The sequence below is a fragment of the Aedoeadaptatus urinae genome (assembly GCF_900155585.1).
Classification (GTDB): Bacteria; Bacillota; Clostridia; order Tissierellales; family Peptoniphilaceae; genus Aedoeadaptatus; species Aedoeadaptatus urinae.
In genome coordinates, this window is record NZ_LT707417.1 from 240,433 (window position 1) to 255,777 (window position 15,345).

At 36.4% G+C, this 15,345-nt stretch carries 7 protein-coding genes and 1 pseudogene; 6 read left to right on the forward strand and 2 right to left on the reverse strand.

What is annotated here, in order from left to right; translation table 11 throughout:
• The first annotated feature begins 88 nt into the window (after window positions 1–88).
• From BQ7397_RS03515 to BQ7397_RS03535, 5 genes are all read left to right on the forward strand, one after another.
• Entirely contained in the window at window positions 89–1,801 is a 1,713-nt protein-coding gene (locus tag BQ7397_RS03515; RefSeq protein ID WP_007391818.1) for a DNA topoisomerase 3, read from the forward strand.
• Window positions 1,802–1,881: 80 nt separating this feature from the next.
• The gene (locus BQ7397_RS03520; protein WP_000389423.1) at window positions 1,882–2,061 is read left to right on the forward strand and encodes an AbrB/MazE/SpoVT family DNA-binding domain-containing protein; all 180 of its coding nucleotides are present in this window, start codon (window positions 1,882–1,884) and stop codon (window positions 2,059–2,061) included.
• Window positions 2,062–2,089: 28 nt separating this feature from the next.
• On the forward strand, window positions 2,090–3,121 hold the full coding sequence (locus tag BQ7397_RS03525; RefSeq protein ID WP_001030694.1) for a PDDEXK nuclease domain-containing protein: 1,032 nt from the start codon (window positions 2,090–2,092) through the stop codon (window positions 3,119–3,121).
• A gap of 81 nt (window positions 3,122–3,202) precedes the next feature.
• Entirely contained in the window at window positions 3,203–11,920 is an 8,718-nt protein-coding gene (locus tag BQ7397_RS03530; protein WP_077074750.1) for a helicase-related protein, read from the forward strand.
• 40 nt (window positions 11,921–11,960) lie between these two features.
• The gene (locus tag BQ7397_RS03535; protein ID WP_000384996.1) at window positions 11,961–12,620 is read left to right on the forward strand and encodes a single-stranded DNA-binding protein; all 660 of its coding nucleotides are present in this window, start codon (window positions 11,961–11,963) and stop codon (window positions 12,618–12,620) included.
• A gap of 68 nt (window positions 12,621–12,688) precedes the next feature.
• Here BQ7397_RS03535 and BQ7397_RS03540 read toward each other — a convergent pair whose 3' ends face one another.
• The gene (locus BQ7397_RS03540; protein WP_077074751.1) at window positions 12,689–14,020 is read right to left on the reverse strand and encodes a relaxase/mobilization nuclease domain-containing protein; all 1,332 of its coding nucleotides are present in this window, start codon (window positions 14,018–14,020) and stop codon (window positions 12,689–12,691) included.
• 2 nt (window positions 14,021–14,022) lie between these two features.
• Window positions 14,023–14,380, reverse strand: a pseudogene (locus BQ7397_RS03545) (plasmid mobilization protein).
• A gap of 268 nt (window positions 14,381–14,648) precedes the next feature.
• On the opposite strand from BQ7397_RS03545, the gene BQ7397_RS03550 reads away from it, so the two are divergent.
• Window positions 14,649–15,266, forward strand: a complete 618-nt coding sequence (locus BQ7397_RS03550) for a TetR/AcrR family transcriptional regulator (RefSeq protein ID WP_077074752.1) — start codon at window positions 14,649–14,651, stop codon at window positions 15,264–15,266.
• The last annotated feature ends 79 nt before the right edge of the window (window positions 15,267–15,345 follow it).

Genomic DNA, 15,345 nt, shown 5'->3' on the forward strand with positions numbered 1-15,345 from the left:
CTTAAAATATATTGTTATGGGTGCAAACGCAGGGCGGGAGAGTAAAATCTTTCGCCCTTTTACAATGAAAGCAGGAGGAAAAATATACATGGAACATATACTTGTGATAGCAGAAAAACCGAGTGTAGCTATATCAATTGCAAAGGTAATAGGAGCTACAAAAAAGAAAGATGGATACTATGAGGGAAATGGATATAAGGTATCTTGGTGCGTAGGCCATCTAATTCAGATGGCAAATCCGGACGCTTATGATGAAAAATACGCTAAGTGGAATATATCGGATTTGCCGATTATTCCGAAGCAGTACAAATTTGAAGTGGCAAAGGCTACAAAAAAGCAGTTTAATATCCTTAAAAAACTGATGAATGATAAGGAGATTGATACAGTTATCAATGCGTGCGATGCGGGAAGAGAAGGAGAAAGTATTTTTCGACTGGTATATAACGAAGCTAAATGCAAAAAGAAAATGCAGCGTCTTTGGATTTCGTCAATGGAAGATAGTGCTATCAAAGAGGGATTTTCCAATCTAAAGAATGGCAAAGATTACGATAAGCTCTTTGAATCGGCACAGGCAAGAGCTATTGCAGACTGGCTTGTCGGAATGAATATCAGTAGGCTATATTCTTGCCTGTATAAGCAAAATTACAGTGTCGGGAGAGTGCAAACCCCAACGCTTTACATGATTGTAAAAAGAGATGAAGAAATAAATAATTTTAAGAAAGAAAAATACTACACCGTAGAGCTTTCTATGAACGGCTTTACATTATCGACAGACAAAATTGGTGATGAAATAACCGCAGAGCAGCTTATTAATTTAATAGGCGATAATATTGAAATAACTGATGTCATTCAAAAAGAAAAGATTACAAAGCCGGATTTACCCTTTGATCTAACAACACTTCAAAGAGAGTGTAATAAATATTTTGGATATTCAGCAAAGCAGACGCTTGATTATGCTCAAAGCCTGTATGAAAAGAAACTAATTACCTATCCAAGAACAGACAGCAGATGCTTAACGGAAGATATGATTGTAAGTACGGTCAATAACATTTTAGGAAAAAATGATTTTGATACAGAGCGTATCAAGACGGTATTTAACTCAAAAAATGTTACGGATCATCACGCTATTATTCCGACAGTAAGCTCGTTAAGTGAAGATTTATCGAGTATCCCTGATAGTGAAGCGAAGGTATATAGGCTTATTTCTAATAAGCTTCACGCAAGTGTAGGCTATCCATTAGTCGAAAACACAACAAAGATTGTAGCTGAATTTGACGGATTTGAATTTACAAGTTCAGGAAGGGTAATTAGAGACGAGGGCTTTAGCAAATACCTTAAAGAATACAAGTCCAAGAAGAATGAGTTCATAGAGCTTCCTGATGTAAGTATCGGTGATGTTTTAAGTATTGAAAATAAAGAGATTAAAGAAAAATTTACTCAACCACCGAAACACTTCACTGAAGATACGCTTCTAAAGTCTATGGAGATTGCAGGAAATGAAGCCTTAGAAAAAGGTGTAGAAGTGGAAAGAAAGGGACTTGGAACACCTGCAACAAGGGCAGGAATTATTGAAAACTTAATCTATAAGGGTTTTGTCGAAAGAGATAAGAAAAATTTGATTGCCACGCATAAGGGGATCAGCCTTGTAACAATAGTATCCGATACCTTTAAGTCAGCGGAAACAACTGCAAAGTGGGAAATGGAATTAGCGGATATTGCCAAAGGGAAATCTTCAAAGGAAGAATTTTTAGAAGCAATTGAAAATGAAATAAAAGAGGTTGTTCTGACATATAGTAAGTAAGAGATAACTAATTCAGAGTGGAAAAAATACTCCAAAAGTGCTATAATTTTGTAGGAAAAGTAGGGCGAAAGGAAGTAAATATGGAAGATATATTTATGGATACTGCAAAAGTTATGGCAAAAGGACAGGTTACTATTCCGAAAAGGATAAGGGAACTTTTAAATTTAGAAAATGGAGATTATGTTACTTTTGTAGTTAATAAAGATAAAGTGCAAATTCAAAATTCTAAGGCTTTTATTGAAGAAAACATTAAAAAATAACAGCACGTTTTTAGAGGTAGGTGAAACAATGAATAAGGATAAGATGGTATTGCAGAATACAGATATTGGAAAAGATAATCATCAGTTTGATGATATTGTTAAGATTGTCGAAAGTGCAAAGGATCGTGCTTATAGAAAAGTCAATGAAGAATTGATTTTGATGTATCAGGAAGTGGGAAAGTATATAAGTGAGAAAAGTAAAGAAGCAGGTTATGGGTCAAATTTTGTGGAAAATGTTGCCGATTTTTTCTCTGAAAATTATCCTGATTTAAAAGGATTTACCCGTAGGGGGCTTTATAGAATGAGGCAATTCTATGAGCTATATAAGGATGATGAAAAAGTGTCAACGTTGTTGACACAATTGAGCTGGTCTAATCATTTGAAAATAATGTCAGGATCTAAAAGTAAAGAAGAAAGAGAATTCTACATTAACTTAGCAATTAAGGAGAATCTAACTCACCGAGAGTTGGTAAGGCAGATGGACAGTGGCTATTATGAACGTTATATGCTTTCAAATAGTAACGATTTGCCTGCTATACAAAGGGCAAAACAAGAGACGCATAATTTGTTTATGGACAGTTATGTTTTAGAATTTCTTGATGCTCCCAAGATTGGAAATGAAAGAGAATTTCAGAAGTCAATTCTCCAGAATCTGAAGAACTTTATTTTAGAGATTGGGAAAGATTTTTCCTTTATAGGTAATGAGTATAGGGTACAGGTTGGCAATCATGATTACTATGTAGATTTGTTGTTCTATCATAGGGGACTATCTTGTTTAGTTGCATTTGAATTAAAAATTGGAGAGTTTAAGCCGGAATATATCGGAAAAATGAACCTGTATTTAGAAGCACTGGATAGAGAAGTAAAGAAACAAACTGAAAATCCAAGCGTAGGAGTAATCCTTTGTGCTTCAAAAGATGATGAGGTAGTAGAATTTGCATTAAGTAGAAGTCTTTCGCCTACAATGGTATCGGAGTATACATTAAAACTGATAGATAAGAATTTGTTGCAACGAAAATTAAAAGAATATGTAGATATTGCGGAAGAAACAAACGAATAAAATTTAATAATATAATGCGTAAAAGGTGATTAGAGTAAAATCTAACCGCCTTTTTTGTTTGGAAAAACGAAGGAGGTAAAAATGCGAATAAATGATTTTCATAACATTTTGGAGCTTATAAAACAAGATGTGCTTCATAGTGAAGCAGAGTATCTGAAGCTCTTAAAGGTTGTCGGAAACAATCAAAGATATGACTTTAGAAGTCAATTAAGTATCTATGATAAAAATCCTGAAGCAATAGCTTGTGCCAAGTTTGACTACTGGAGGGAACGTTTTAATAGAACAGTAATGCGAGGACAGAAAGGTATCCCCATTTTAGAGGACTATGGCACATTCAAGAAAGTGGACTATATTTTTGATATAGGTCAGACAGTTTCAAGAAACAGAGATGTCAACGAAGTAAATCTTTGGAAGTTTGACAAAGAAAATCATCAAGATGTGTTAAAGGAAATGATAAAAAGCGAGGGCTATGAGGAAAGTAAAAGCACACTTGAAAACATCTTTTCTTTAAGCAGACTCTACGGTGATGAAAAAATAGATACCTTAATGAATGAACTTAGAATAGCGGATGAGGATAGAATATCCTTTACAAAGTTTGTAAGGGACTCGGTAAGCTATGCGGTAGCATCAAGATTTAAGTTAGATTATTCGATAGATTATGAGCTTTTAAGAGAGAATTTTCAAAGACTTGACAGCATATCTCTAATGAGTCTTGGTGAAAGCGTATCGGATATTAGCGGAAAGATTATTGATGCGACCATTCAAAAAAGCAAAGAACTTGAGCTGCAAAAAGAAGTTTTAAGAGGAAAAGAAGCGGGATATAATAAGATTAAAGAAGAATTGGAGGAGGTAGAAGAATATGTACTTCGACGAGATGATCAGGGAAGAAATGAAAACGGGCGAGTTCTCCGAAATGGAGAGTACAGACGAGATAATAGAGAAAATCAGGGAGAATACGCTAAACAGCTTGGAGGAAGAGACGGACTTCATAAGGAAGTATCCAAATCCGACCTACGCAGTGATGAGGCTGGAGTTTCTTTCACAGAGCGAGGAGCAGAGCAACTTCGAGATGTTAGTAGATCTATACAAGGAGAAGAAGTTGACAGGACACCTGATGGACATTCAGAAACAGGCGATAGAGTTTATGAGAAGAGAGAAGCCGAAGCTGATGGCAGCTTGGAAGATAGAGGGAGAGAGCAATCCACAGTACAAAGCAATGATTTCAGCTTTGAAAGAGATGACGATCAAGGAAATAGTAGAAGGTTAAGAGAAAATATTGATGTAGAGATAAGAGAAGCTGAAAAGGCTTCTTTTTCTTTACCAGAAAACTCCTATGGACAGACACGCCTTACGATTCCGCTAACTGAGAATGATATAGATACCGTCCTTATTAACGGAGGAAATCACGATGGCGGCAGACTTCCTGTTATTGCTGAGTTTTCCAAAGAAAAAACAGTAGAAGAATTGGGAGAATACCTCAAAGATACCTTTAAAGGCGGAAACGGGTTTTACATTGATGAAAGAGAAGTATCTTCCTGGTATTCGGATAAAGGCATTCATTTAGCCTATGGAACTTCTGCAAGAGAAGATGATACGCAGGTCTTAAACTGGAATGATGCTGCAAAGAGGATAAATGAACTTCTTAATAGTGGGGAATTTGCTACAAATGTAGAGCTTTTTGAAGCTCTTGATTATGAAAGAGATCGGATTTCAGAATCTCTATGGTATCTATCTCATGATTTAAGTGAAGAAGGAAAAGAGCAAGGATATTTTGAACTTTTTGAAAGAGGTGGGGGCTTTTCGGAAGAAACAAAAAGATTATCTGAAGCATTAAAAAATCCTGAGTATCTGAAAGAAACAATCAGAGAATATGACAGATTTATAGCAGGATATAAAGAAAATAGGAATGTACTAAGGTTTCACTATCACAAGGTAGATAGCCTTTATCAGAAATTACAGGAACTTGAGCTGCCACGAAAGGAATATAGCACCAATTTGACAGAACTTCCGAAGGTAAAGTCCTTTATTACAGAAGATGAAGTCCTTGAAAGTCTTTCAAGAGGAAGTGGCGTTGATAGAGGAAAAGAACGAATCACCAAGTTTTTTAAAGAAAATCATACGCTTCAGGAAAAAGCGAATTTCTTAAAAGACGAATATGGAATTGGAGGACATTCCCATGCTGTTTCCGGAGCAATGGGAAGTGATGAATGGCACGATGCTAAGGGACTTAAATCACAGAAAAATGATTGTAATGATGTGTTTCTTACTTGGACAAGTGTTGCAAAGCATATCGACGAGCTGTTTTCTAAAAATCTTTATCCTGAAGAAAAGGAAACAGAAAACAAGTCAAAGATTGAAGAACCACAATATTATTCCAAAGATGCTCCTGAAAACTTAATGACCGATGAAATGCTTGAAAGAGTGCCGGAGCTTTACGCACAGGAGGATGTAGCATTAGCGGATAAAGAGGTTCATGCTGCATATATCATTCCTTTCCGTTCTAATTGGACTTGGTATATGACGGAATATGACAGGGAAAGTGGCGATGCCTTTGGACTGGTACTTGGGATTGAACCTGAATGGGGATATTTTAATCTTGAAGAACTAAAGGAATTAAATGCCCAAAGGCTTATTTTAGAAGATTTTCCAAAGACCTTTAGAGAGCTGAAAGATACAGAACTTAAAAAGCAGATGGATGAGCAGGAGCTTCAGTCTGTCTTTAATGGAGAACTTAGCTTTGTAGAAGAAGAACTTGAAGCACCTGAAGAAACAGAAGAAGTTAGAAGGGCTGACACAGTTCAAGCTACCTTATTTGATTACCTCAAAGAAAGAGAAGAAGTAGAACTGAATAAAAAAGAGGAAATCCCTTTAGAGGATTTTGCAGTTAAAGCAGGTGATACCGTCTACTTTCATCATGAAGAATACAAAGTCAGAGAAATTTCTAAAAATGAAATCACAGGAAAAAATGACTTGTGGCTTGATCCTGTAAGGCAAGGCAATCATCAAATTCCGATTGTAGCCTTTACAGATAATGAGGATCTTATGAAGCAGATAAGCCTTGAAAGACCGAACTTTATTGTCGGAGATGAAGTCAAATACAAGGATAAAGACTATACCATCACACGCTTTGATGATATGGGAAATAACCTAAAGACGGTAACGGTTAAGGACAATACAGAATATCTTGGCGGTATGATAACAGGCTCCGATGTGATTCCTTATCGTCTGGAAGGCGACCTTGAGAGGGTATTTCAAAATCAAACATATAAACATCCAGAGCAGACTACTGAAGAAGTAGAAATAAAGAAAGCAGAAGCTCATAACTTCAAAATTAAAGAAGAAACGCTACCTGACAAGTTATCTCCAAGTGAGAGATTAAACAATAACCTTGAAGCAATCTCGATGTTAAATCGAATTGAAAGAGGTGAGAGAGATTTAGATATTACCGCTCAGAAAGTTTTAGCAAGGTATGTTGGCTGGGGAGGACTTGCTGATGTATTCGATGAAGAAAAAGGCGGACAGTGGAAAGAAGTAAGGAGCTTTCTAAAAGAGAACTTATCGCAGGCAGAATATGAAGCTGCAAGAGAATCTACTTTAACGAGCTTTTACACACCGAAAACAGTGATTGACGGAGTGTATAAGACACTTTTGGATATGGGATTTAAACAGAGAAACATTTTAGAGCCAAGTATGGGAATAGGGAACTTTATAGGCAATATCCCTGATGAAATGAACAAGTCTAAGTTTTATGGTGTAGAGCTTGACTCAGTAAGCGGTCGAATTGGAAAACTCTTATACCCTGAAAGTGATATACAGATTAAGGGGCTTGAAGAAACTTCCTTTTCAAATAACTTCTTTGATGCGATTATCGGCAATGTACCCTTTGGAGAATATAAGGTAAATGACAGGGAGTATAACAAAAATAACTTCCTTATCCATGATTATTTCTTTGCCAAGTCCATTGATAAAGTAAGAAACGGAGGTATTATTGCCTTTATTACATCAAGCGGAACGATGGATAAAAAGGACGAAAGTGTAAGACGCTACCTTGCAGCAAGAGCAGAGTTTTTAGGAGCGATAAGACTTCCGAACGATACCTTTAAGGGCGTAGCAGGAACAGAAGTAACCTCAGATATTATCTTCCTAAAGAAAAGGGACAGTATCAGAGAAAGGGATGAGGATTGGATTCACCTTGCTGAAGATGAAAACGGGCTTTTATATAACAAATACTTTGTTGATCATCCTGAACAGGTGCTTGGTTCTATGGAAGAAATATCCGGAAGATTTGGGAATACAATAGCTTGCCTGCCAAAAGAAAACACAGACTTAAAGGAGCTACTGACAAAAGCAAGCGAAGAAATCGCTAAAAATGCTAATTATGAAGAAATAGAGCTACTTGATGATGAAATCAGTACAATACCCGCAACGGACGATGTCAAGAATTTCTCCTACACCATTATTGATGATGAAGTTTATTACAGAGAAAACTCCCTGTTTGTAAAGAAAGAAGTAACGGATAAAAACAAGGAAAAGATTAAGGACTATCTTGAGTTAAATGCTGCCTTAAAGGACGTTATTTACAAACAGAAAGAAGATTTTTCAGATGATGAAGTAAAGAAAGCTCAGGAAAAACTAAATGAAATTTATGACAGCTTTTCTAAGAAGCATGGATATGTCAACAACCTTTCTAATACCAGAGCCTTAAAAGAGGATAGCAACTTCCCGCTTGTTTCTTCCATTGAAATCCTTGATGAAGAAGAAAACTTCAAAGCAAAGGGAGATATTTTCTCCAAGCGAACAATCACAAAGGCGAAGGTTATCGACCATGTAGACACTTCCCTTGAAGCTCTTGTTTTATCGGTATCAGAAAAAGGATATGTGGATTTTGAGTATATGGGAAGCCTTACAGGAAAAGACAGACCGACTTTGATAGAAGAACTTAGAGGGGAAATCTATCTAAACATCAGAGAAGAACAAAACTTTTATAGACCATTGTCTTTTAACCTTGAAGATGGAGATTTACCTTTTGCCTGTGCAAACGGCAGTAATTCATATAAGTACGGCTATGTAACAAAGAATGAGTACCTAAGCGGAAATATCAGAGATAAGATTGCTATTGTAGACAGCTATCTTGCAAAGCTAAGACAAACGGAAAGAGAGTTGCCTCATCTTGGCTATGCGGAAGATGGCAAAGAAAAAGAGCTGATAAGCTATGAGATGAACCGTTTGGAATACCAAAAGGCAGAGCTAATAAAAGTTCTTCCAAAAGAGCTTGAAGCAAGTGAAATCAATGTAAGACTCGGAGCTACTTGGATACCGATTAAGGATATTGAAAAATTCATCTTTGAAACGCTTAAAACTCCGGGATATGCCAAATGGGATATTAAGGTTAAATTTTCAAATCTGACAAGCGAATGGAATGTAGAAGGAAAGAGCAGGGATAGAGGAAATGACCTTGCAGAGATGACTTACGGCACCTCAAGGGTAAATGCCTATAAGCTGATTGAAGATGCTCTAAATTTAAAAGAAACAAAGGTATTTGATCAGATTGTAAATCCGGACGGCTCGAAAACTTCTGTATTAAATAAAAAGGAAACGCTTCTTGCAGGGCAGAAACAGGAGCTTCTAAAAGAAGAATTTAAGAACTGGATATTTAACGATCAGGAAAGAAGAAACCGTCTTGTAAAGATATATAACGAGCGTTTTAACTCTATCCGTAACAGAGAATATGACGGCAGCAAGCTCTCCCTTGAGGGAATGACCACAGAAATTGATTTAAGATCTCATCAAAGAAATGCCATAGCAAGAAGCCTTTATGGAGGAAATACCTTGCTTGCCCATGTGGTAGGTAGTGGTAAGACCTTTGAAATGGTGGCGTCTGCGATGGAAAGTAAAAGGCTTGGAATGTGCAGTAAGTCCTTGTTTGTTGTCCCCAATCACTTAACAGGTCAAATCGGTCGTGAGTTTATGCAGCTATATCCGTCAGCTAACATTATGGTTGCAGATAAGAAAGATTTTGAGCCGAAAAATAGAAAAAGATTTATCGGAAGAATTGCCACAGGAGAGTATGATGCCGTTGTAATCGGGCATACGCAGTTTGAAAAAATTCCGATGAGTAAGGAATATCAGGAAAAGCATATTCAGGATCAGATTGATGAAATTATAAACTATGTAGAAGAATATAAGCATGACAGAAACCAAAACTTTACGGTAAAACAGCTTGAAAAGACAAAGAAGAAACTTGAAACAAGGCTTGAAAAGTTAAACGATGATTTTAAGAAGGATGATGTCATTACCTTTGAAGAATTAGGTGTAGATAAGCTCTTTATTGACGAGGCACATAATTACAAAAATCTATACCTTTACACAAAAATGAGGAATGTAGCAGGTATTGGACAGTCTGAAGCCTTTAAGTCCTCCGATATGTTTATGAAGTGCAGATACATGGATGAAATGACAGGTGGAAAAGGAATTGTCTTTGCCACAGGAACGCCTGTCAGTAACTCGATGACAGAGCTTTATACTATGCAGCGTTATCTTCAGTATGAAAGCCTTAAAAAGAATAATTTGGAGCATTTTGATAGCTGGGCTTCTACTTTTGGTGAAACGCAGTCAGCTTTTGAATTGTCTCCGGAGGGAACAGGGTATAGAGTAAAGACAAGATTTTCCAAGTTCTATAACCTTCCTGAACTAATGTCTATGTTTAAAGAAGTTGCGGATATTCAGACAGCAGATATGCTAAATCTTCCAACACCTGAAGCACACTATGAAGTTATTAAAACTTTGCCAAGTGAGGAGCAAAAGGTAATCCTAAAGAGCTTATCGGAAAGAGCTGATGATGTGAGAAACAGGGTAGTAGAGCCTGACGAAGATAATATGCTGAAGATTACTAATGACGGCAAGAAACTCGCCTTAGATCAGCGTTTAATCAATCCACTGCTTCCGGATAATCCTGACAGCAAGGTCAATGTGTGCGTGAAAAATGTCTTTTCCATTTGGGATAAGACAAAAGAAAATAAGTCCACACAGCTTCTTTTCTCCGATATGTCAACTCCAAAAGGAGATGGAGCGTTTAATATTTACGATGATATTAGAGAAAAACTTGTGGCAATGGGAATACCGAAAGAAGAAATAGCCTTTATCCATGAAGCAAATTCCGATAAGCAAAAGGATGAACTCTTTGCAAAGGTAAGAAAAGGCGAAATTCGTATTTTGATGGGTTCTACACAGAAAATGGGAGCCGGAACGAATGTGCAAAACAAGCTGATTGCACTTCATGATTTAGATGTCCCATGGCGTCCTGCCGACCTTGAGCAGCGTGCGGGCAGAATTGTAAGACAGGGAAATGAAAACAAAGAAGTCAGCATATACAGATATGTAACGGAGAATACCTTTGATGCGTACCTTTGGCAGACCATCGAGAATAAACAGAAGTTCATTTCTCAGATTATGACAAGTAAAACACCTGTCAGAGTGGCGGAAGATGTGGACGAAAGCAGCTTAAACTATGCAGAGATTAAAGCCCTTGCTACAGGTGATCCGAAGATTAAGGAAAAGATGGATTTGGATAATGAGGTTACAAAACTTAAAATGCTTGAAGCAAACTATAAGTCCAACCGTTACAGATTAGAGGATAAGGTTGCTAAAAACTATCCGGAAGAAATTGCAAGGACAGAAAAACTCATTGAGGCTGTAAAGAAAGATATTAAAGATGTAGAAGCAAAAGCTGAAGGAGAGGAAAAGTTTACTTCTATTACTATCGGTGGTGAGAAGATATTAGATAAAAAGTTAGCCGGAGAAAAGTTGCTTGAAGCTATTTCTAAAGTGAAAATCAATGAAAGCAAGGTTATCGGTAAGTATAGAAACATGGACTTAGAGGTAAGCTACAACTTCTTCACCAATGAGCATAACTTCAGCTTAAACGGTGCTGCAAAGCATTCAGGAGAGCTTGGAACGAGTGCGGACGGTAATATTACAAGGTTTGATAATGCTCTTGAGAAAATGCCTGAGAAATTAAAGAGGCTTGAAGAAAAGCTCCTCGGCACAAAAGAACAGCTTGAAAATGCCAAAGAGGAATTACAAAAGCCTTTTGAAAAAGCTGATGAACTAAAGGATAATGTGCTTCGCTTGGCAGAACTGAATAAGCTCCTTGATATGGGAGAAGTGGAAGAAAAGAGAAATGATAATCCCCTTGTAGAAGATGTAAAACGAGCCATCATTGACTTCTGCAACAGAGAGTATGAAGAAAATCATAGTTATGATGAGTTTGATACTCTATATCCTGATCTAAAGCACATCGGCATCGCCTATACCAATACACCTGACGAAAGACACAGCATCCAATATGAGCTTAACTTAGAGGATAAGACATGGACACAGTATATTGAAGATATACCGATTAAAACGGAGAGTTTTGATTATGAAAACAAAGGAGAAAATGAAGCTCTAAGGAATATGAAAAATGAAATAGAGCTATCCTCTTTTGAAGATTTAGTCTATGTGGATTCCGAGGACTTAAAGGCAGCTCTGGGACTGGACATTGATGATGAAGGTAACTTCTATGATCCACTTTCTAAAGACCTTGATAATGATGGAATTGCTGACAGATACGACAATGACTTTAAGGACAGCGATTATTTTGAGTCAACCTATGATGTTGAAGATAATTTGCATACCAAAGAGGAAGCCACACAGAAAACGGGTGATAAACCATCTATCTTAGGACAGATAAGAGCCTATCAGGAAGAAAGTAAAACAGAAGAAAAACAAACTGCAAAAGAACAGGAATATGTACGATAAGGGAGGGAAACCTCCCTTTTACCATGAAAGGAGATAAAACATGGATTACAAAACAATGAGAAATCAGATAGAAGATATGGTAAGTGATAATCACAAGGACTTTGTTAAGGCGGTTATCAGCATGGAAAAAGGTATCAACGATGAAAGTGCTTTGGATAAGCTCTATGAGGCTTATATGGACAATGACACCGTTAATCTACTGCATGAGGAATTTGATTACATGATTGAAGATTTAAGAGAACAGGGGCAGATTAAAAATCTTCCTTATGTTCAAGAGGAGAAAGATAATCTTGTCAATATCGTTGGAAATATTGTAGGAAAGATCGATGTAGTTGAAAGGGAAAATAAGAACGGCGAAGCCTTTCAAGTAGTAAACTTCTCTGTGGCATCTAAAGATGATGAGGGCAATAAGGTATATCATAATTGCTCCGCATACGGAGAAAAGGGTGATATTCCAAAAGACTTTAAGCAGGGAGATTTTGTAAAACTCTTTGGACAGATCAGAACTTCCGTTGACGATAACGGCAAGGAACATACTAACATCAGGATACTTTCTTCAAAGCTTTTAAAGGCAAAAGAACAGATGAAAGGTCGAGATGAAAAGAAAGAGTCTGTGCTTGGAGCTATCAAAAAATATCAGGCTGAAGATAAGGAAAAGCCTAAAGAAAAGAAAGAAACATCAAAAGAAGCTGAGAGATAAATTTATGGTCGGTGTGGTCTTGGGACTGCACCGACTCTTTTTTTATTTGCGAAAAAAGGAGATAAAGATTATCTCTCCATCTCCTTACCCATGTAGATTCCGTAATTTTTTCGTATCTTATAAAGCTCGTCCATAGTGGATTTTGAGGAAGAATACTCTTGCATAAGGGTGTTCTTTTTTTCTTGTAATTTATCAAGTTCAGCTAAAATATCCTTTGAATTTGGGAGTTTGGAATAGGATTTTTTAAGCTCTGAGAGAGCATTTTCATATAGGGTAATCTGAGCTTTGTACTCTTCAAAAAATGCCTTGTCAGACGGATTAGCAGTATATTCCTTGTAGCACGCTCTGTATTTTTTAACGGTATGAACTTGCTCCATAGTGGTGGAAAGCTTCTGCATTTCCTTATCAATAGACTTGATTTTCTCTTGTATATTTTGCCTTTCATCAGCTGCTTTTTGAATATACTCGTCAAGCTGTTTAACGGATTTAATGCCATGTTCTCTGATATAAATAACAGACTCAGCCATTGTATGAAGGTTATGTTTGGTTGCCCAATATTCGTAGCCTTTGCTTTCCTTTACCTTTGCATTGGTGTTCATGTCAATAACATTGCTGATGCGTTTTTTGACGGCAGGAGTCTTGATAAACTTTCTTTCTGCAATGCGGTCTTTTAATCTTTCTTCGGTATAATCTTCTCCGATTGTTTTAGTCCTTGTAAATCTTGCCTTATCTTTTGGCTTAAAAGCAATGTGCTTACCGTATTTGATTTCATAGCCAAGATCAGCCATCTTCTTTAAAAATTCGTCCCAGTCCTTTGACTGTTTTATCATTCTGTCAATGTCAAATTGAAGTCTGCTTTTCCAAGAAGTGCCATGCTTTGCCTGTTCGTTTCCATACCAAGATTTACCGTTAATCTTATATTTTTTCTTATAGCTTTCGTAAAACTCGTCAATGACAGATAGGCTATTTTCTTTGCAGAGTTTATCACTCTGATAACGGATTTGGTGGTAGCTTTTCTTGTTAGACTGGTAGCACCTACCTGTTACCATATTTACATTATTGAAGATGATGTGATTGTGGATATGCCCCTTATCTACGTGAGTAGATAAGACAAATTCGTACTCATCTTTGAGTATCTTTTTACACAGCTCCATACCAATCTGGTGAGCCAATTCAGGACTTGTTTCTCCCGGTAAAAATGATTGAATGAGATGTCTTGCAAGAACGGTTCCTTTTGTTCCTGCGTCATTTCGTGTCCTTAAAAACTGAGTGTGAGCAGTTGATTCGTGGCATTTATGGGTGCTTACTAAAAGCTGCTCGTCTGTTTTATCTCCATTTACAATGTAGTCGATAGCAAGATTAAGAGTCGATTCTATTGGGTGTATTTTTGTAATAGCCATTATTATTCACCTTCCGTTTCAGATGTTCTTTTCAGAAGTAGTGAATGAATTTGCCACAGCTCTTTTGAGAAATGTTCAATCTCTTTTTTTTATATCATCGATGTCCTCTTTGTAGATTACACCTGTCGAATTTACTCGTTTTGCAATCTGATTGATGTTGTTTGTTGCATTAGAAAGTAAGCCTTGTAAATCTCTGAAAGGCTCTAAATCCACTTGATAAATTTCCTTTTCCAAAACGCATTTGCGGATGAAATGGCTCATGTTTCTACACTTCGCAAGTCTTTTTTTCTCTTCAAAAAGAGCCTTTTCTTCTTCAGTTAGTTTAATTTCAAGTCTTTCATTTCGTATTCTATTTGCCATAGTTAGTTTCTCCTTTGAGTGTATATTGGGGTCTTAGGGTTCTCCCTAACAAGCTAAAAATTGATAAAAAAAGAAGCAGATCCCCAAGGGCTGCTTCGTCAATTTTCCGTAAGTGTCCGTACACTTACTGTGCTTGCTACAAAAGTCAAGCAAGCATTAAGCATTTTTCTAAAATTGTAAATATATTATACCATAATATCAAGAGAAATGAGAAAACGCAATTGACAAAATGTCAGTTGCGTGATATCCTTTAAATAGGAGGGATAAAATGCGAGATGTGAAAGAATCTGAAATACGACGTGCAGAGATTATGGATGCTGCAATGATACTCTTTATGGAGAAAGGATATACTAATACAACAACTCAGGATATAGTTGATAAAGTAAATATATCAAGAGGGTTGTTATATTATCACTTTAAGAATAAAGAGGATATCTTATATTGTCTTGTAGAACAATATTCAGATAGACTACTGAAAGATATTTATATTATTGCTTATGATGAAGATAAAACTGCCATAGAAAAAATCAGATCTTTTATAGATGTCACAATTATATCTTCGGAAAATATTTCAGCAGAGGGTACAGTGCTACAAAAAACTGTTGACCTTAAAGAAAATCAATATATGATAGATAAGTTATCTCATAAACTTGTCGAAAAACTAACAATATATTTTGAAAAGATTATAAATCAAGGAATAACAGAAAAAGTTTTTTCTGTGAAATATCCATTAGAAACAGCAGAATTTCTTATGACAGCTTATGTTTTTGTTTCAAATAACATAAGTATAAGATATCTAAAGAAAGAACCTGTTAATAGTTACTTAAATGCATTTAAGATAATGCTTGAACAAAGCTTAAATACGAAAAAGCTCTTTAGTAATTAAAAAAAGAATAGAATGTTTGCAAGGAGAATAATTTGCCGATAGCTACTGATACACAAGTTATCGGTTTTATTTCAAAGAA

Bases quoted from the DNA above. Each gene is read 5' to 3' on its own strand.
- BQ7397_RS03515 (WP_007391818.1), top strand. From the start codon at position 89: ATGGAACATATACTTGTGATAGCAGAAAAACCGAGTGTAGCTATATCA.
- BQ7397_RS03520 (WP_000389423.1), top strand. From the start codon at position 1,882: ATGGAAGATATATTTATGGATACTGCAAAAGTTATGGCAAAAGGACAG.
- BQ7397_RS03525 (WP_001030694.1), top strand. From the start codon at position 2,090: ATGAATAAGGATAAGATGGTATTGCAGAATACAGATATTGGAAAAGAT.
- BQ7397_RS03530 (WP_077074750.1), top strand. From the start codon at position 3,203: ATGCGAATAAATGATTTTCATAACATTTTGGAGCTTATAAAACAAGAT.
- BQ7397_RS03535 (WP_000384996.1), top strand. From the start codon at position 11,961: ATGGATTACAAAACAATGAGAAATCAGATAGAAGATATGGTAAGTGAT.
- BQ7397_RS03540 (WP_077074751.1), bottom strand. From the start codon at position 14,020: ATGGCTATTACAAAAATACACCCAATAGAATCGACTCTTAATCTTGCT.
- BQ7397_RS03550 (WP_077074752.1), top strand. From the start codon at position 14,649: ATGCGAGATGTGAAAGAATCTGAAATACGACGTGCAGAGATTATGGAT.